This is a genomic window from Paracoccus stylophorae, from assembly GCF_028553765.1.
GTDB lineage: Bacteria > Pseudomonadota > Alphaproteobacteria > Rhodobacterales > Rhodobacteraceae > Paracoccus > Paracoccus stylophorae.
This window is the reverse complement of record NZ_CP067134.1, coordinates 1,439,827-1,457,551: the sequence shown is the minus strand read 5'-3', so window position 1 is coordinate 1,457,551 and position 17,725 is coordinate 1,439,827. Positions and strand designations below refer to the sequence as shown.

The window sequence follows — 17,725 nt, the reverse complement described above, 5'->3', positions numbered from 1 at the left end:
TTGTCACTCCGCCGGGACGGCTGGTTCGTTCGCCTCGGAACCGGTGGGATAATCCAGCTCGGGCGTCCGGCGCGGGACGTGCCGGATGGTCATGACCACGTTCCACAGCCCGATGACGGCGCCGATCAGGAACAGCAGCCCGCCAAAGGCCCGCGCCATGTAATAGGGATGCATCGCGACCAGCGAATCGACGAAGGAGTAGCGCAGCGTGCCGCTTTCCGAATAGGTGCGCCACATCAGCCCCTGGATGATGCCGCTGTTCCACATCGCGAAGACGTAGATCACCGTCCCGGCCAGAGCCAGCCAGAAATGCCATTCGACCGCCTTCCAGGAATACATGCTTTCGCGCCGCCACAGCAGCGGCGCCAGCGCATAGATCGACCCGAACGTGATCAGCGCAACCCACCCCATCGCGCCGGCATGAACGTGACCCACGGTCCAGTCGGTGTAATGGGACAGGCCGTTCACGGGACGGATCGCCATGAACGACCCCTCGAACGTGGACAGGCCATAGAACACCGCCGCGACCATCATGAAGCGCAGCGTGGCGTCGTCGCGCACCTTGTGCCAGGCCCCGTTCAGCGTCATCAGCGCGTTGCCCGCCGACGCCCATGACGGCACCAGCAGCATGACCGAGAACGTCATCCCAAGCGTCTGCACCCAATGCGGCAGCGCCGTGTAATGCAGGTGGTGCGAGCCGACCCAGATATAGAAGAACACGATGCCCCAGAAGGACAGGATCGACAGGCGATAGGAATAGATCGGCCGTCCCGCGCGCTTGGGCAGGAAATAATACAGCATCCCCAGAAAGCCCGAGGTCAGGAAGAACGCCACCGCGTTGTGGCCGTACCACCATTGCGTCATCGCGTCCTGAACGCCCGAAAACGCGGAATAGCTTTTGGCCCCGGTCAAGCTGGCCGGGACGGCAAGGTTGTTGACGATGTGCAGCACCGCCATGACCAGGATGAAGGCCATGTAATACCAGTTCGCCACATAGATATGCGGCTCGTTCCGGCGGGCCAGCGTGCGGATATACAGCACGAAATACGCCACCCAGACCACGACCAGCCAGATATCGGCATACCATTCCGGCTCGGCATATTCCTTGGACTGGGTGATCCCCATCAGATAGCCGCTGGCGGCGACGATGCAGAACAGGTTGAAGCCGAACAGCACGAACCACGGCAGCACCTGATTGGGCATCCGCGCCCGCGACGTCCGCTGCATGATGTGGAACGAGGTGGCGATCAGCGCATTGCCGCCAAAGCCGAAGATCACCCCCGACGTGTGCACCGGGCGCACCCGGCCAAAGCTGGACCAGGCGGCGTCGAAGCGCAGATTGGGCCAGGCCAGCATCGAGGCGACCCAGACCCCGACTCCCATCCCGATCACCGCCCAGATCAGCGAGATCACGATCCCCACCTTGGTCGGATCGTCGTAATAGCTGGCGGCGCGATCCTCGGTCGGCTCGTCTGCGTCCAGCCCGCGCAGCACGATGGTGCACATGACGGCGGCGAACAGGATCACCACCCAGCCCTGCATCCCCATCAGATCGCCGGCGCCAAGCGCGGCCATCGCCAGCCCCACGATCAGGACCGAGATCGAGATCATCAGCGCGCCCTGACGCTCGTTGCGGGTCAGATTGGCGATCATGACTGCTTCTCCTTGGGTGGTGCAGGCGAGGTCGGGACCAGCGGCCGGTCCTCATCGGGGTTCAGGATGCGCGTGGCATCGCCGTCGAGATCGTTGTATTGCCCGCTGCGCAGGCTCCAGAAGAACGCGAACAGCCCGATAAGACCCATCGCGATCGTCACCGGGATCAGAAAGACGAGAACACCCATCCAGTCACCCTCCGCTCGTCATTCGCCGTCTGGTTGCAGGCTTGCTGCTGCATGAACAGGTCGATTGCATCCTGTCCTCTCAATCGTGCGGGGTCAACCGAGTCGGTGCCCCGCGCTGCACGCGCGACACCGACAGAACATTGCCGTCCGCGTCGCAGGTCAGCCGCAGCCGCCACTGTGCCGATACGAATGTCAGCCGGAACCGGCCCTCATCCTCGGCCTCGCCCCGTTCGACCCCGGTGGTGATCTGGCCCTGCTGCAGGCCGCGGCGCAACTCGTCCACCTCGATCCCCAGCAAGGGCGCGATCGCGTCCGCATCGACGACCGGCGATCCGTTGTCGAAGGCGATCCGGACGGGTGGCGGGTTGGTTTCGGCGCGGGTCATGCCATCTCCGTTTTCTTCAGCGCGATATCGGCCATGGTGGATCGGTTCAGATCGTCCAGAAACCGGGCCTCGGCGTGGCGCAGCCGCGATTTCAGCCGGCAGCATCCGTCCAGCGAACACTCCCCGCCACCTGCCGCGAAACATTCGACAAGCGGTTGTCCGTCTTCCAGCAGCCTGACGACATCGCCAAGCCGCACCTGATCCGCCGGAAGCGCCAGCGCCGCACCGCCGCCGCCGCCACGCTGCGTGACGACGATGCCGTGGCGGGACAGGTGCTGCACGATCTTCGACAGGTGGTTGCGCGACAGATGCAGGTCGCTGGCCAGTTCGGCGGTCGACAGCACCTGCCCCGATTGCGCGGCCAGACGCATCAGGATGCGCAATCCGTAATCGGTGAAAGAGGTCAGCCGCATCGCCGCACCGTTGATCTGAATCGGTATACAGAATACCTATTAGCAGAAGATTTGCATCTGATAAATGCCCGGCCGCGTTTTCCTTGCCACCGGATCGGCCCGCGCACCCCACGACATTGCAGGAGGATCGATGACAGGCTCTGACCACAACATCCATCTGGCCCGCCCCTATGACGACGCCGGCAACTTTCACGGCGCGCGCCTGCTGGTCGATCACATCTGGCCGCGCGGGATCAGCAAGGACGATCTGGCGCTGGACGCGTGGGTGAAAGAGGTCGCGCCAAGCGACAAGCTGAGACGATGGTTCAACCACGACCCCGACAAATGGGCCGAGTTCCGCAACCGCTATATGTCCGAGCTGAAGGACAATCGCGACGCGGTCGATGAATGTCTGGACTGGGTCCGCAAGGGCACGGTCACGCTGTTGTTCGCGGCCCGGGACCGCGACCACAACAATGCGGTGGTGTTGCGCGATTACCTGGAACTGGTGCTGCGCAACAGCAAATCCTCCTGACAAACAACCCCAAGATCCCTGTTTTCGCGGCCGATCGCCACGCGCGGGCGGAAAACTGTGCTGCACATCGCTGATCCGCGTTGTGGTCGAGGCGTCGAATTTGGCATGATGGCCGCGACGCGGACAGCCAATGTCCGTGCAACAACGATCTGGGAGGATCCATGTACATGAAATCCGTTCTGGCGGCCTCGACCGCCCTGATGCTTGCAGGCCCTGTCGCGGCAGAGCCCACGGCCGAGGTCCTGCACTGGTGGACCTCGGGCGGCGAGGCAAAATCCGTCGCCGTCCTGCAGGATCAGTTCAAGGCCGAAGGCGGCACCTGGACCGACATGCCGGTGGCGGGCGGCGCGGGCGATGCGGCCATGACCGCCCTGCGCGCGCGGGTGCTGTCGGGCAACGCCCCCACCGCCGTCCAGCTGAAAGGGCCGGCGATCCAGGAATGGTATGAGGAAACCGGCCTTGCCGACATTTCCGACGTGGCCGAGGAAAACGACTGGGCCGCGGCGCTGCCCGACCAGATCGCCCAGCACATGAAATGCGAAGGCCAGTGGTGCGCCGCGCCGGTGAACGTCCACCGCGTCAACTGGATCTGGGGCAACAAGCAGATCCTGGACGATAACGGCATCGAGATGCCGACCACCTGGGACGAGTTCAACGCCGCCGCCGAAAAGCTGCAGCAGGCCGGCATCACGCCGCTGGCCCATGGCGGCCAGAACTGGCAGGACGCGACCGTGTTCGAAACCATCGTGCTGGCGCAGGGGCCGGATTTCTATCGCAAGGCGCTGATCGATCTGGACCCCGAGGCGCTGACATCGGACACGATGAAGGCCGTCTTCGACGAGTTGCGGACGCTGCGCGGATATGTCGATGACAATTTCTCGGGCCGCGACTGGAACCTGGCGACCGCGATGGTGATGAACGGAGAGGCCGCGTTCCAGATCATGGGCGACTGGGCCAAGGGCGAATTCCTGGCGGCCGGCAAGCAGCCGGGCGTCGATTTCGTCTGCTGGCCGACGCCGGGTCAGGGGTTCCTTTACAACGTGGACAGCTTTGCCTTCTTCAACGTCGATGGCGAGGACCGGCAGCAGGGCCAGAAACTGCTGGCCAAGCTGATCATGGGCCCCGAGTTCCAGAAGACCTTCAACCTCAACAAGGGCTCGATTCCCGCCCGCACCGACGTCGCGCTGGACGAGTTCGACGAGTGCGCCAAGCAGTCCAGCAAGGACATGACCGAGGACGCGCAGGACGGCTCTCTTCTGCCGTCCTATGCTCATGGCATGGCGCTGCGCGGGGCGCAGGCGGGGGCCGTCACCGATGTGGTGACGAACTTCTTCAACAGCGACATGTCGTCGGAGGACGCGGTGCAGCAGTTGGCCGACGCCGTCGCCGCGTCGCAGATGTAATCACCGACAACCGCCTGCGGCGATGCGCCGCCGCAGGCATTTCCCAAGGAAATTTCGGACATGGAATGGCTTGAACGCAACATGCCCAAGCTGGTGCTTGCGCCGTCCTTCGTCGCGATCCTGATCTTCGTCTATGGGTTTATCGGCTGGACGGCGTGGGTCAGCCTGACCCGATCCCGGCTGATGCCGCGATACGAGATCGACGGTTTTGGCCAGTATGCGCGGCTGTTCGCCTCGCCCAGATGGGATGTGGCGATGAACAACCTGTTCATCTTTGGCGGCCTGTTCATCGCGATCTCGATGCTGATCGGGCTGATGCTGGCGATCTTTCTGGACCAGAAGATCCGGGCCGAGGGCGTGCTGCGCACCATCTATCTGTATCCGATGGCGCTGTCGCTGATCGTGACCGGAACGGCGTGGAAATGGATCCTGAACCCCGGCCTCGGCATCCAGGAAATGGTGCGCGGGTGGGGGTTCCAGAACTTTTCCTTCGACTGGCTGATCCGCCCCGAGATGGCGATCTATACCATCGTGATCGCGGCCGTCTGGCAGGCATCGGGGTTTGTAATGGCGCTGTTTCTGGCCGGGCTGCGATCCGTCGATACCGAGATCATCCGCGCCGCACAGGTCGACGGCATCCCGACCCGGCGCATCTATACCGCGATCATCATCCCGACGATGGCGCCGATCTTTCTGTCAGCCTTCATCGTGCTGGCGCATCTGGCCATCAAGGCGTTCGATCTGGTCATCGCGCTGACCAATGGCGGGCCGGGCTATGCCACGGACCTGCCGGCGACCTACATGTATGCGATGGCGTTCTCGCGCGGCGATCTGGGGCAGGCGGCGGCCAGCGCCATGATCATGATGATGGTCATCTTCGCCATCGTCGTGCCCTATCTTTACAGCGAATTGAGGCCGCGCCGTGAAAACTGACATCATGCTGCGCTGGAGCCTTTATGCGATCCTGATCCTGTTCGCGCTGTTCTATCTGATGCCGCTGTTCGTGATGGTGACCACCTCGCTGAAAAGCCTCGAGGAAATCCGCACCGGCAGCCTGCTGGCGCTGCCGCGCGCGCTGACCTTCCAGCCCTGGATCGAGGCGTGGTCCAGCACCTGCGCCGGCACCCAGTGCCAGGGCCTGCGCCCGTTTTTCTGGAACAGCGTCCTGATGGCGGTTCCGGCGGTGGTCATCTCGACCGCGATCGGCGCGCTGAACGGCTATGTCTTCGCCCAGTGGCGCTTTCCGGGCGCGAACCTGTTCTTTGCGGCGATCCTGTTCGGATGCTTCATTCCGTTCCAGGTCGTGCTGATGCCGATGGCGCGGATGCTGGGGCTGCTGGGTCTGGCCGGCACGATTCCGGGGCTGATCCTTGTCCATGTCATCTATGGGATCGGCTTTACCACGCTGTTCTTCCGCAACTATTACGTCACCATCCCGCAAGAGCTGGTGCGCGCGGCCAAGGTCGACGGCGCCGGGTTCTTTCGCATCTTCGTTGCCATCTTCCTGCCCTTGTCGCTGCCGATCGTCACCGTGTCGGTGATCTGGCAGTTCACCCAGATCTGGAACGACTTCCTGTTCGGGGTCAGCTTCAGCGGGCCGGGCAGCCAGCCCGTGACCGTGGCGCTGAACAACATCGTCAATTCGACCACCGGCGTGAAAGCCTACAACGTGGACATGGCCGCGGCGATCATCGCCGCCCTGCCCACGCTGCTGGTCTATGTCGTCGCCGGAAAATACTTCATCCGCGGTCTGACCGCCGGTTCCGTGAAAGGCTGATCCCATGCCGGTTCTTGAAATCGACCATCTGCACAAATCCTATGGCGACACCCGCGTCCTGCACGACATCAATGTCAGCATCGACGAGGGCGATTTTCTGGTTCTGGTCGGCCCGTCCGGATGCGGCAAATCCACGCTGCTGAACTGCATCGCCGGGCTGGAGCCGATCAGCGGCGGCACCATCCGCATCGGCGGGCGCGACGTGACCGGCGTATCGCCCAAGGATCGCGATATCGCCATGGTGTTCCAGTCCTATGCGCTGTACCCGACGATGAGCGTGGCCAGAAACATTACCTTCGGCATGCAGGTGCGCGGTGTCGACAAGGAAACGCAGGCGCGCAAACTGGCCGAGGTCGCGGGACAGTTGCAGATCGAGCCGTTGCTGAACCGCAAGCCCGCGCAACTGTCCGGCGGACAGCGTCAGCGCGTGGCGATGGGCCGCGCGCTGGTGCGCGACCCGCGGCTGTTCCTGTTCGACGAGCCGCTGTCGAACCTGGACGCCAAGCTGCGCGTCAGCATGCGCACCGAGATCAAGAAGCTGCATCAGGATCTGAACGCCTCGATCGTCTATGTCACCCACGACCAGATCGAGGCGATGACGCTGGCGACGCGCATTGTGGTGATGAAGGCCGGCACGATCCAGCAGGTCGGCACACCGTCCCAGATCTATAACCGGCCCGCGAACATGTTCGTGGCCGACTTCATGGGCAGCCCGGCAATGAACCTGATCCCGGCGCGCGCCCGGACCGAGGACGGAACGACCCGGATCGAGATCGACCGCGACGGGTCCGACCCGCTGGTGATCACCGATCCGATCGCCCGCGACCTGCCTTCGCAGATCATCCTGGGCGTCCGCCCCGAGGATATCCACGAGGCGACCGGACAGGCGCATCTGCCCCAGGATCTGCACGGCGCGGGCGGCGAGGTGATGATCGACGTGGTCGAACCGGCAGGCGCGGACACCTATGCCGTAACCCATCTGGGCGGAACGCCGGTGACCGTACGCCTGCGCGCCGAAAGCGCGGTCGCGGCCAAGCGCAGCTTTCCGCTGGCCTTCGATCTGTCGAAGGTTTCGTATTTCTCGCCACAGGATGGCAGCCGGCTGAACTGACGATCACGCCGCGCGGGTGCCGTGCGGCTTGCCGAAGCCGGTTTGTGGACGCATCAACGGCAAGGCCCGGCGCACATCACGCGCGCCGGGCCCTGTCACAACAGATTTCGCGATGGTCAGAGGTCGAACATGTCGCTCTGCATCGCCTGATGCAGCAGGTCGTTGCCGGGTTCTACCGTCACCACGGCGTCGGCGCGGCTGAAGTTTCCTTCCTCGTCGGCCGCCCAGTACGAGAACCTGTCGACACCGGTAAAGCCCTCGTTGGGGCGATACAGAACCGTCCCGTCATCCTGCATGAAGACATCGCCATGAACGGGATTGACCAGACCGTTGACAACCACGCGACCGCCATCGGGATCGCTGTCATTGGCGGTCAGGTCGATGCGGATATCCGTGTTCATCATCGTCGTGGCGCTGTCGTCGCGCGCCGTCACCGCCGGCCCGCCCAGATCGACCACACCGTTGAACGGATAGCGGCTTTCCAGCCCGCGGTCCGAATAATCCAGTTCGAACACCAGCATCTGCTTGGTCAACTCGCCCGTGGCGCGGTCCGCGACGAAATCCTCGACCAGGGCGACAGGCGTTCCGTCGGGCAGGCGCCAGAAGCCGTTGGTATTCAGATAATGCTCCTTGTCCCAGCCCCACAGACCCTGTTCCTCCAGAACGAAGGATCGTTCAATCTCACCGATGGAATCCGTCTTGATGCCGTTGAAGAACATGTGGTCGGCATCCGAGATGATCCGATCCGCGGTCAGACGGAACTGCATCCGTCCCTCGGTCAAATCGGATCCCTGCAGCAACTGCAACTGACCGTCAAACTCCTGCCTGATATCCTCGTTGCGGATGTTGCGGAAATCCCCGTCGATGACGGTGTTGTGGAAATCGCCCGCCCTGCGCGTCTCCACATCAATGTTGTCGGCCAGGTTGAAGGCGTGGTCGAACCCCTCGATGCGAATGCCGTTGAAGACCATGTCGATGGCGTTCGTGCCGAGGGTAACACCGTGATAGGCATAATCCCAGCCAAGACCGGATTCGGGGCGCTGTCCGACCAGATCGAAATCGAGGAACGTGTAATGGCTGGTATAGCTGACGGCGGCACCTTCGCGGGTTTCCCAGTTCAGGAAACCGTCGAACACGCTGCGAACGTCATGGCCCTGATCGGGCGAGGCCTTGACGACGATCAGCCCGGTATTGGTGCCGAAAGCCTCGTTGTCCCGGAATCCCTGGATCGGATGCTTGTCCGGACGCAGTTCATCCTGACCATAGCCGATCTCGGGACGGTGGGTCGTTGCGGGATCGATATTGTCGCGGTCACCACGTTGCAGCCAGACGAAGCCGTTGGTGGTGTTTGCCGCTACATTCTCGGCGGCCTCGACCAGCCGGCCGCCGAACCAGAACCCGTCGCCCGTTCGTGCGGAGTTGCCGTCGATCGGGCTTTCCTTGACCGCCCAGTCACCATAGGACCAGCCTTGGCTTTTGATGGCGATGTTGCGCAGCCAGGTCCCGGTTTCGTTGCCGTCTTCGGCGACAAAGGCTGCACCCCAGGCATCGAAGGCGACGTTGTTGGTCAGGTTGGCATTGGACGAATGCTGCACGAACCCCCACCCCGGAGAGCCATCGACCACGTTGCCGATCGCAATGGCGGGATTTTCGATGTCGTCCAGTCCGGCCTCGTGGATATGGAACGGATAGCGCGCTTCCAGATTGGTGTCGGGCGACAGATTGCCGACCCCGCCGAACGCACTGGGCGGACCGGCGAATTCCGCCTTGTCGGTGCGGCCCAGATCGTCGAAGCCCGCATACCGCACGTCCACGTCGTCATTATGCATGAACATCACATGACCGCGCTGATGCACCGGCAGATCGTCTCCCCCCTCGCTTGAGAAGGTGACGTTTCGCGTCATGTTCGCGACATAGGCCTTCAGATCGTCACGCGGCGTATCGTGATCGAAAATCAGCGGCCGGTTCAGCGTGACGGTGTTGCCGTCGATGGCGGTGATGGTGACCTCTTCATCCTGGCTTTCGGCAAAGTCCATCGCCCGGGTGTCGTTGTTCCAGTAGAAACCCTGCTGATAGGTGCCGGTCAGGACAAGCTTGTCGCCGACCTGCCAGCCGCTTGGCTCCTCGGCCAGGGTCAGCGCGGTATCGCCGGCCATGGCATCGACTTGAACCTTCAGGTGCGAGCTTTTTTCCTGCCCGGCAATATCGACCTCGCCAAAGGCGATCATCCCGCGCGACAGCAGCGCCTGATCCCATCCGACATTGATGTCGCCGTTATCCGCAAAGACGATATCGACATTGGTGCCGGCCTCGACCGGATGATCGGCGGTGCCGATCTCAAGCCGGCCGGTGGGCGACACGACCAGAGTGTCGACCAGCAGGCGGCTGTCCTGATCGGTGGCAAAGTGAAGTTCGCCGTCCACACGCACGGTAAAGATCGAGGCGTCGTTTTCGGCGCTGTAGCCGACCGAGATGCCCTCGGGGATCAAAACCCGCGCGCCCTCGCCGGGGATTTCGCCGTTATGCCAGGTGGAAGCGTCGTTCCAGTCGCCGTGACTGACAGCAACATGGGTCGATTCGCCGCGATCCACCAGGTTCAGCGCGGCCATGTGTCCCGCCATCGCCTCGGGCGGGCCGGACATTTCGGCTTCCGGCATGTTCATCACTGTCTCGACGAACCGGGCGATCTCGGCGGGCGTCTGCGGCGGGTCGATCGGCTCGAACGAGCCGTGACCGTGTCCACCATCACCGCCCTCGCCGTCGCTGCCGCCGGTGTCGGGTCCCGGACCCGGTTCCTGATCGTCGTCGCCGTCATCCTCGGCTTCGGTCACTTCAAGCGAGACGGTCGCGCGTGCGGTTCCGCCCTGCCCGTCCGACAGCACATAGTCAAAGCTTGCCGCCCCGTCGTCGTCGCCGGTAAACCGGATCTGGTCGCCCACGATCTGCGCGGTGCCGTTCTGGACATTGGTCAGCCGCTCGATCGACAGGCTGCCGCCGTCGGGATCGCTGTCATTGGCCAGCAGATCGGCGATGGGGATGATCAGCGCCTGCCCCTCGATCGCGGAAAAGCCGCCGTCATCGACGGCCTCGGGCGACATGTTGCCACCATTCACATCGATGGTCACGCGGGCCGAATTCCGTCCGCCGTTCCCGTCGCTGGCGGTATAGACGAAGCTGTCCTGACCCGAGAAACCGGCATCCGGCACATAGGTCACCGTCCCGTCGTCGTTCAGCCGGACACTGCCATGCTCGGCCCGTCCAAGCCGAGAGATGGTCAACGTGTCGCCGTCCGGATCGCTGTCATTGGCCAGCGCATCGATGCGCAGCGTGCCGCCCTGTTCCATCGTGCGCTGATCGTTGCGCGCACGCGGGGCGGCGTTCGGCGCAGGCTCGGTCGGGGGATCGCCGGCATCCGTCACCGCAATCGAGACATTGGCGCTGTCCCGGCCGCCCTGCCCGTCCGACACCGCGTAGCGGAAACCGCCGCTGCCCTCCGCGCCGGCCGCAAAGCGGATCTCATCCCCCACGATTTCGGCGGTGCCGTTGGTCACGTCGGTCAACCGCACCAGCGACAGCGCATCGCCATCCGCGTCGCTGTCATTGGCCAGCAGATCGGCGATCCGGATCGTCAGCACCTGACCGGCCGCGACCGTCAACCCGCCGTCATCGTTCGCCTGCGGCGCCGCGTTGGACGGCTCTTCCACATCGGTGCCGACGCTGTGGCGCAGCGCGCCTTCGTCGATATATCCCAACGGACCGCCATTGACGCTGTGGCCCACCCGCAGTTCCGAGTGACCCCAGGCCTCGAAATAATCGACATTGATCGAATACCATCCGGATTCGGCGATCCGAATCGTCCCCTGGCTGACGTCCGAGGCGCGCGCACCTTCGTATTCCGTCACGACCTGCCCGTCGATGGTCAGGCGAAAGCCGTCATCCGTCATCGCGTAGAACCGGTGCGATCCGGCCTCAAGATAGACCTCGCCCGACAGACGCAGGGCGAACTGGTCCTCGACCTCCGCGGCATCCGCGTCGCTCAGCGTGTCGGCATCTGCGCCCAGAAAGTCGCGCAGCGTCCCGCCCATCTGCTCATAGTCGATCCCGTCGGACACGAACACGGCGTCGGCGCGCCCCTGCATCCTGTCCAGCGCGTCGAAGAGGCTGCGGAATGAACCGCCCTTGAAGAACTCTCCCAACAGACCCGTCTCATAGTGCGACGCCCCTGCCCCGCCAGTGTTCGATGTCGTCATCTCGTCCCTTGCCATTGTCCGCGACCTTCCCAAAACAGGCTTGTCAATCCGGGCCGAACGGCCGCGAATCGGTCGATTGCATTGTTGCTCGACGCCGTCATGTCTGACCGGAACATCTTAAGATCATGCTAATGGTAACAGAGCGCCAAACCGTCGGCGGGCAACCTATGAGACGGCCGCGATACGATGCAAGGGCGGGGCATTTCACATCCCCCAGATAGGCGATTTTTCACCGTTCGCCGCCGCGTGCCGGCAGCCATCTGCCAAAATCGACCTATAAGCTCGATTAGTCTGGATGGTTATGGTCTATTTGCGCGTGAATAAACGAATGTGAATTCCCGCGCGGAACAAGACCTGCCGCAGCGTCATCTTTGCTGCTTGCGAATCGGGCATGGCCGGGGCGGTGGCGGGATCTGCGGTCGGGTGCCGAACCAAGCCTTGACCCATGGATCCATGACTTCACGAATTCGAAAAACCTGCTCTGATCAATTGGTCGATGGGTTCTCTTAGAATAACTTTTGGCCGACGCCGCGCGAATGCGAATTAAATGTTATTGATGAAAAATCGAAATAAACGAGCATACAATTTTGCCGTCGACAGCGGCCAAACTCAAAAATCCGCGCAATCTCAGACCTGATGATATTGAATATCTGGTGGGCGGTGAGGGATTCGAACCCCCGGCATCTTCGGTGTAAACGAAGCGCTCTACCAGCTGAGCTAACCGCCCGTTCGTCGGCGTTTCTATCCGCTCGGGTCCGGTTGTCCAGCCCTTTCGGGACAGCATGGTGCATGACCGCGCAGGATGCGATGGGTTCCCTGCCGGACAAGATGGATCGCGCCCTGCTCGACCGGCATTTCGGCCAGCCGGTCCAGCGGCAGATCCAGCGCGATCAGCCGCAACATGCGCAGGGTGATGCCATGGGTGACGATCAGGGTCGGGCCGCGAAGCTCGGCCAGAAACGAGCCGGCACGCCGCAGCAGACCCTCAAGACGTTCGCCCTGCGGCGCGCGATCATACCATGCCAGCCGCCCGCCGCTGAAAATTGACGGTTCGCGGTCGCGCAGATCGGTCAGAAGCTGGCCCGAGAATGTGCCGATGTCTATCTCGGCCAGCCTGTCATCGGTGCGGAAGGGCCGATCCCCAAAGACGATACGCGCCGTCTGCAACGCGCGGCCCTGCGGACTGCTGACGCGCAGCCCTTCGACGCCGCTCAGCAAGTCCGCCTGCATGGCGGCCTGCCTGTATCCAAGCTGCGTCAGAGGGGAATCGAGCCGCCCCTGCAACCGTCCTTCCGCGTTCCAGGCGGTCTCTCCGTGACGCATCAGGTAAAGATCGGGAAACATGCCGAGATCCTGCGCGCGATCCGGCCCGGTTTGCAACGGGTCCGCCAGTCAGGGGCGGCCCGATGCGAAGGCGCGACGCGCGCGTCGGTGAATGATGGTGGGTGATAACGGATTTGAACCGCTGACATCTTCGATGTGAACGAAGCGCTCTACCGCTGAGCTAATCACCCGGTGGACGGGCTTCTAGCGTCAGCCGCGCGGCGATGCAAGGCCAAATCGGCTATTTCCCGGCATCGGGAAGGGTCTGGCCCGATCCGCTCAGCGCTGCGCGCTTGCGCCGCAGCCGCAGGGTGATCACGTCGCCGCCGCGCATGTCCTTTTCCAGATTGACCCGCGCGCGGCCCAATGGCGGCACGGCCAGCGTATGGCCGGCGGACAGCGCCTCGCCCAGTTGCTGAAGCGTGGCTTCGATGATCGGGCGCGCATCGGATTTGCGGGCACCGGTCGCGGCCACCACGCGGTCGACGAATTCCTTTTTCTGGACCACCTGCGCCGGCTGCGGGTCGGCCGAGCGGCCGTCGGATCTGGCGTTGCCGCGGGCATTGTCCGCAGACCGGATCTTCATGGCTTTTCCCCCAACCAATTTGTTAACATTAGTTAAGGGTGAAACCCTAATGACGTTGCGTCAACCATAAATCGGCATGCAATCGCCAAATAAAAGACCGAACCGGAGCGAGTCGGGTTCGGTCGAGTCGTTCATATCGGTGTCGGGCTGCGCCCGCGCGGTTTAATGCGCCACGGCGCTGCCGCCCGATCCGGCAGACTGCCTTGCCGCCACGCGCGCGGCTTCGGCGGCCTCCTCGGCGGCCTCGTCCCATTCGACGGGTTCGGGCATCCGCACCAGCGCGTGTTTCAGCACCTCGCGGACATTGCCGACCGGGATGATTTTCAGCCCGGTTTTCACCGTGTCCGGAATCTCGGCCAGATCCTTCTCGTTATCGGCCGGGATCAGCACCGTCTTGATGCCGCCGCGCAGCGCGGCCAGCAGCTTTTCCTTCAGCCCGCCGATGGCCAGCACGTTGCCGCGCAGCGTGACCTCGCCGGTCATGGCGACGTCCTTGCGTACCGGGATGCCGGTCATCACCGATACGACCGAAGTCACCATGGCAATCCCCGCCGACGGCCCGTCCTTGGGCGTCGCCCCTTCGGGGACGTGGACGTGGATGTCGCGCTTGTCGAATTCGGGCGGTTTCACCCCGATTTCGGGCGCGACCGAGCGGACGAAGCTGGAGGCCGCGTCGATCGACTCCTTCATCACGTCGCCCAGCTTGCCGGTGGTCTTCATCCGACCCTTGCCGGGCAGGCGCAACGCCTCGATCTGCAACAGATCGCCGCCAACCGAGGTCCAGGCCAGACCCGTCACCACGCCGACCTGATCCTCTTTCTCGGCCAGGCCATAGCGATGCCTGCGCACGCCCAGATATTCCTCGGCCTTTTCGGGCGTCACCTCGACGGACTGAACCTTGCCCTTGAGGATCTCGGTCACCGCCTTGCGCGCCAGCTTGGCGATTTCACGTTCCAGCGACCGCACCCCCGCCTCGCGGGTGTAATAGCGGATCACATGGGTCAGCGCCTCGTCGGTGATGCTGAACTCGCCCTTCCTGAGGCCATTGGCCTTGATCTGCTTGGGCAGCAAATGCTGCTTGGCGATCTCGCGCTTTTCATCCTCGGTGTAGCCGGCCAGCGGAATGATCTCCATCCGGTCCAGCAGCGGTCCGGGCATGTTATAGCTGTTGGCCGTGGTCACGAACATCACGTTCGACAGATCGTATTCCACCTCGAGATAGTGGTCCACGAAGGTCGAGTTCTGTTCGGGGTCCAGCACCTCCAGCATCGCGCTGGCCGGGTCGCCGCGGAAATCCTGCCCCATCTTGTCGATTTCATCCAGCAGGATCAGCGGGTTCGTGGTCTTGGCCTTCTTCAGCGCCTGGATGATCTTGCCGGGCATGCTGCCGATATAGGTCCGACGGTGGCCCCGGATCTCGGACTCGTCGCGCACGCCGCCCAGGCTGATGCGGATGAATTCCCGACCCGTCGCGCGCGCGACCGACCGCCCAAGCGAGGTCTTGCCCACGCCCGGAGGTCCGACCAGGCACAGGATCGGGCCTTTCAGCTTCTGGCTGCGCGACTGCACCGCCAGATATTCGACGATCCGTTCCTTGACCTTTTCCAGACCGTAATGATCGGCGTCCAGAACCTGTTCGGCGCGGCCCAGATCCTTCCTGGTGCGCGACTTCACGCCCCAGGGCAGCGCCAGCAGCCAGTCCAGATAGTTGCGGCTGACCGTGGCCTCGGCCGACATCGGCGACATCGACTTCAGCTTCTTCAGTTCGGATTCAGCCTTTTCGCGGGCTTCCTTGCTGAACTTGGTCTGTTCGATCCGTTCTTCCAGTTCGGCGATCTCGTTCTGATCCTCGCCGTCGCCCAGTTCCTTCTGAATGGCCTTCATCTGCTCATTCAGATAGTATTCGCGCTGCGTCTTCTCCATCTGGGTCTTGACGCGCGACTTGATCTTTTTCTCGACCTGCAGGACCGACATTTCGCCCTGCATGTGGGAATAGACCTTTTCCAGCCGGGCCGAGACGTCCAGCGTGTCCAGAAGATCCTGTTTCCGGTCCAGCTCGATCCCCATATGGCCCGCGACCAGATCGGCCAGCTTGCCCGGCTCTTTCGCCTCGGCAACGGCGGCGACCACCTCTTCGGGGATGTTCTTGCGCACCTTCACGTAACGCTCGAACTCTTCGGCGACGGTGCGGACCAGTGCGGTGATCGTGGCCTCGTCGCCGGCGCTTTCCTCCAGCACGATGGCGGTGGCCTCGAAATGGTCCTCATTGGGCACGAAGCCCGTGATCTCGACACGCTCGCGGCCCTCGACCAGCACCTTGACGGTGCCATCGGGCAGCTTCAGAAGCTGCAGGACATTGGCCAGCACGCCGGTGCGGTAAATGCCTTCCTCGGCGGGTTCGTCCACCGATGCGTCCATCTGCGCGGCCAGCAGAATCGGGCCGTCCGATTCCATCACGGCCTCAAGCGCGCGCACCGACCTGTCGCGCCCCACGAAAAGCGGCACGATCATGTGCGGAAACACCACGATGTCGCGCAAAGGCAGCACCGGATAGGTCTGAGAAGCGAATTCGTTCATGCTTTGCGTTCCTTTCCTGCCCGAAGCCGTGGCCCCGTCATGGCGACGCACGGCCCCTGCGTCGCGTCAATCTAGGGGCGCGGACGTGCGCATTCAATACGACCCGGATAATACCACATATTTCATCGCCTTGCCGGACCGGCACCAAAGACGGTACCGGCGGCCTAGCGCGGGATCACGATTTCGGCGCGCAATCCGCCCAGACGCGGGCCTCGGCCAAGGCGCAGCTGGCCGCCATGCGCGCGCACGACATCGGCCGCGATCGCCAGCCCCAGCCCCGTCCCCTGCCCGCTGTTGCGGTTGCGCGCCGGATCAAGCCGGGTAAAGGGCCGCATCGCGGTCTCAAGCCCGTCGTCCGGGATGCCGGGTCCGTCATCCTCGATCCCCACGCGCAGGCTGCGCGGCCCCAACGTGGCGTCCAGCTCCGCGCGGCTGCCATAGCGCACGGCATTGCCGATCAGGTTTTCGACGGCGCGGCGGAACATGTCGGGGCGGAAGGTCGCGTGTCCATCCCGCTCACCCTCCAGCCGGACGATCGACACCGCCTGGCCCGCGCGCTGTGCGTCCGCGACGATGCCTTGCAGAAAGCCCATCACCGGCACCGACTGGGGCGGGCTGTCGGCGGCGTCGTCGCGCGCATAGTCCAGAAACCCGTCCACCATCCGGTTCATCTCGGCGATGTCGGCCTCCATCGCGGCGATTTCCTCGGCGTCGGGCGGCATGTCGGGCGTCATCATCGACAGCCCCAGCCGCAGCCGCGTCAGCGGTGTGCGCAGATCGTGGCTGATGCCCGACATCATCATCTTGCGCTGCTCGTTCTGCCGCTCCAGCCGGTTGCGCATGTCCAGAAACGCGGTGCCGGCGCTGCGCACCTCGATGGCGCCGCCGGGGCGATAGGGGATCATCCGGCCCTTGCCGTATTCCTCGGCCGCGTGGGCAAGCCGGCGGATGGGCCGCAGCTGGTTGCGCAGAAAGACCGTCGCGATGCCGGTCATCAGCAGCGAGGTAAAGGCCATCAGCACCAGCAGCTGATGCGGGTTCGACGCGCTGACCCGCCTGCGCTCGAACGCCAGCGAATAGGGGCCGTGACGGCCCGCCATCGTCACCGCCACGCGCTTGTCGTCGGTCGCAAGGTCGATGGCGGTCACCGCCGGCAGCGACTCGCGCAGTTCCTCGATCACCACGCGGCCGGAAAAATCGTAAAACAGCCGCCGATCGCCCGCCTGCGCCGGCGCCGGCAACCGCAGCGTCAGACCAAGGGGGACGGCAACCGCCTGCCCCGCCGACAACGCCGCGCCCGGCGTCTCGGCCTGTTCCATCTGCTGCGCGACAAAGCTCAGCTCGCGCGCCATGCTGGCGGTCATCTGCCGCGTGACGCCCTCGAAATGGCGCTGCAGGAACATCACGCTGACGACCAGCGTCACGACCACAACCGGCAGGAACAGGATCAGCGCCGCGCGGCCGTAAAGGCCGCGCGGCAACAGCCATCTGGGAAAAGTCGCATCGCCGCCGTTGGACATGGAAACCCTGCTTGCCGCCCCTTAG

The 17,725-nt window shown here is 63.6% G+C and carries 14 protein-coding genes and 2 tRNA genes; 5 read left to right on the top strand and 11 right to left on the bottom strand.

All coding sequences use genetic code 11. The features are described from left to right. Positions 1-3: 3 nt before the first annotated feature. The 4 genes from ccoN to JHW45_RS07125 form a co-directional block, all read right to left on the bottom strand. A complete protein-coding gene (ccoN, locus tag JHW45_RS07140; RefSeq protein WP_272860194.1) occupies positions 4-1,653 on the bottom strand; it encodes a cytochrome-c oxidase, cbb3-type subunit I in 1,650 nt (549 codons plus the stop codon). Further along, the gene (gene ccoS, locus JHW45_RS07135) at positions 1,650-1,841 is read right to left on the bottom strand and encodes a cbb3-type cytochrome oxidase assembly protein CcoS (protein WP_272860193.1); all 192 of its coding nucleotides are present in this window, start codon (positions 1,839-1,841) and stop codon (positions 1,650-1,652) included. The genes ccoN and ccoS overlap by 4 nt, the downstream gene beginning before the upstream one ends. A gap of 79 nt (positions 1,842-1,920) precedes the next feature. After that, a complete protein-coding gene (locus JHW45_RS07130) occupies positions 1,921-2,226 on the bottom strand; it encodes a DUF6522 family protein (protein WP_272860192.1) in 306 nt (101 codons plus the stop codon). Next, on the bottom strand, positions 2,223-2,639 hold the full coding sequence (locus JHW45_RS07125) for an RrF2 family transcriptional regulator (protein ID WP_272860191.1): 417 nt from the start codon (positions 2,637-2,639) through the stop codon (positions 2,223-2,225). Before JHW45_RS07125 ends, JHW45_RS07130 begins: the two co-directional genes overlap by 4 nt. A gap of 130 nt (positions 2,640-2,769) precedes the next feature. On the opposite strand from JHW45_RS07125, the gene JHW45_RS07120 reads away from it, so the two are divergent. From JHW45_RS07120 to JHW45_RS07100, 5 genes are all read left to right on the top strand, one after another. Continuing rightward, a complete protein-coding gene (locus JHW45_RS07120) occupies positions 2,770-3,153 on the top strand; it encodes a DUF488 domain-containing protein (RefSeq protein WP_272860190.1) in 384 nt (127 codons plus the stop codon). Positions 3,154-3,314: 161 nt separating this feature from the next. Continuing rightward, a complete protein-coding gene (locus JHW45_RS07115; protein WP_419181838.1) occupies positions 3,315-4,556 on the top strand; it encodes an ABC transporter substrate-binding protein in 1,242 nt (413 codons plus the stop codon). A gap of 60 nt (positions 4,557-4,616) precedes the next feature. After that, positions 4,617-5,489, top strand: a complete 873-nt coding sequence (locus JHW45_RS07110) for a carbohydrate ABC transporter permease (RefSeq protein ID WP_272860188.1) — start codon at positions 4,617-4,619, stop codon at positions 5,487-5,489. A gap of 4 nt (positions 5,490-5,493) precedes the next feature. Beyond that, positions 5,494-6,333, top strand: coding sequence for a carbohydrate ABC transporter permease (locus JHW45_RS07105; RefSeq protein ID WP_272860562.1), 840 nt, complete (start codon positions 5,494-5,496; stop codon positions 6,331-6,333). A 4-nt stretch (positions 6,334-6,337) separates the two neighbouring features. Continuing rightward, positions 6,338-7,444, top strand: coding sequence for an ABC transporter ATP-binding protein (locus JHW45_RS07100; protein ID WP_272860187.1), 1,107 nt, complete (start codon positions 6,338-6,340; stop codon positions 7,442-7,444). A 116-nt stretch (positions 7,445-7,560) separates the two neighbouring features. Here the strand turns inward: JHW45_RS07100 and JHW45_RS07095 are convergent, their stop codons facing one another. The 7 genes from JHW45_RS07095 to JHW45_RS07065 all read right to left on the bottom strand — a co-directional run bounded on the left by JHW45_RS07095 (position 7,561) and on the right by JHW45_RS07065 (position 17,700). After that, complete coding sequence (locus JHW45_RS07095) at positions 7,561-11,694, bottom strand: Ig-like domain-containing protein (RefSeq protein WP_272860186.1); 4,134 nt, start codon at positions 11,692-11,694, stop codon at positions 7,561-7,563. Positions 11,695-12,345: 651 nt separating this feature from the next. Then, a tRNA-Val gene (locus tag JHW45_RS07090) sits at positions 12,346-12,421 on the bottom strand. 14 nt (positions 12,422-12,435) lie between these two features. Beyond that, the gene (locus JHW45_RS07085) at positions 12,436-13,038 is read right to left on the bottom strand and encodes a histidine phosphatase family protein (RefSeq protein ID WP_272860185.1); all 603 of its coding nucleotides are present in this window, start codon (positions 13,036-13,038) and stop codon (positions 12,436-12,438) included. Positions 13,039-13,133: 95 nt separating this feature from the next. Beyond that, positions 13,134-13,208, bottom strand: a tRNA-Val gene (locus JHW45_RS07080). A gap of 50 nt (positions 13,209-13,258) precedes the next feature. Continuing rightward, on the bottom strand, positions 13,259-13,603 hold the full coding sequence (locus JHW45_RS07075) for an HU family DNA-binding protein (protein ID WP_272860184.1): 345 nt from the start codon (positions 13,601-13,603) through the stop codon (positions 13,259-13,261). 162 nt (positions 13,604-13,765) lie between these two features. Further along, complete coding sequence (gene lon / locus JHW45_RS07070; RefSeq protein ID WP_272860183.1) at positions 13,766-16,180, bottom strand: endopeptidase La; 2,415 nt, start codon at positions 16,178-16,180, stop codon at positions 13,766-13,768. 164 nt (positions 16,181-16,344) lie between these two features. After that, positions 16,345-17,700, bottom strand: a complete 1,356-nt coding sequence (locus JHW45_RS07065; protein WP_272860182.1) for an ATP-binding protein — start codon at positions 17,698-17,700, stop codon at positions 16,345-16,347. Positions 17,701-17,725 lie beyond the last annotated feature (25 nt).

Excerpts from the sequence above, each read along its gene's own strand:
- ccoN (WP_272860194.1), bottom strand. The coding sequence starts at position 1,653 with ATGATCGCCAATCTGACCCGCAACGAGCGTCAGGGCGCGCTGATGATC.
- ccoS (WP_272860193.1), bottom strand. The coding sequence starts at position 1,841 with ATGGGTGTTCTCGTCTTTCTGATCCCGGTGACGATCGCGATGGGTCTT.
- JHW45_RS07130 (WP_272860192.1), bottom strand. The coding sequence starts at position 2,226 with ATGACCCGCGCCGAAACCAACCCGCCACCCGTCCGGATCGCCTTCGAC.
- JHW45_RS07125 (WP_272860191.1), bottom strand. The coding sequence starts at position 2,639 with ATGCGGCTGACCTCTTTCACCGATTACGGATTGCGCATCCTGATGCGT.
- JHW45_RS07120 (WP_272860190.1), top strand. The coding sequence starts at position 2,770 with ATGACAGGCTCTGACCACAACATCCATCTGGCCCGCCCCTATGACGAC.
- JHW45_RS07115 (WP_419181838.1), top strand. The coding sequence starts at position 3,315 with ATGTACATGAAATCCGTTCTGGCGGCCTCGACCGCCCTGATGCTTGCA.
- JHW45_RS07110 (WP_272860188.1), top strand. The coding sequence starts at position 4,617 with ATGGAATGGCTTGAACGCAACATGCCCAAGCTGGTGCTTGCGCCGTCC.
- JHW45_RS07105 (WP_272860562.1), top strand. The coding sequence starts at position 5,494 with ATGCTGCGCTGGAGCCTTTATGCGATCCTGATCCTGTTCGCGCTGTTC.
- JHW45_RS07100 (WP_272860187.1), top strand. The coding sequence starts at position 6,338 with ATGCCGGTTCTTGAAATCGACCATCTGCACAAATCCTATGGCGACACC.
- JHW45_RS07095 (WP_272860186.1), bottom strand. The coding sequence starts at position 11,694 with ATGACGACATCGAACACTGGCGGGGCAGGGGCGTCGCACTATGAGACG.
- JHW45_RS07085 (WP_272860185.1), bottom strand. The coding sequence starts at position 13,038 with ATGTTTCCCGATCTTTACCTGATGCGTCACGGAGAGACCGCCTGGAAC.
- JHW45_RS07075 (WP_272860184.1), bottom strand. The coding sequence starts at position 13,603 with ATGAAGATCCGGTCTGCGGACAATGCCCGCGGCAACGCCAGATCCGAC.
- lon (WP_272860183.1), bottom strand. The coding sequence starts at position 16,180 with ATGAACGAATTCGCTTCTCAGACCTATCCGGTGCTGCCTTTGCGCGAC.
- JHW45_RS07065 (WP_272860182.1), bottom strand. The coding sequence starts at position 17,700 with ATGTCCAACGGCGGCGATGCGACTTTTCCCAGATGGCTGTTGCCGCGC.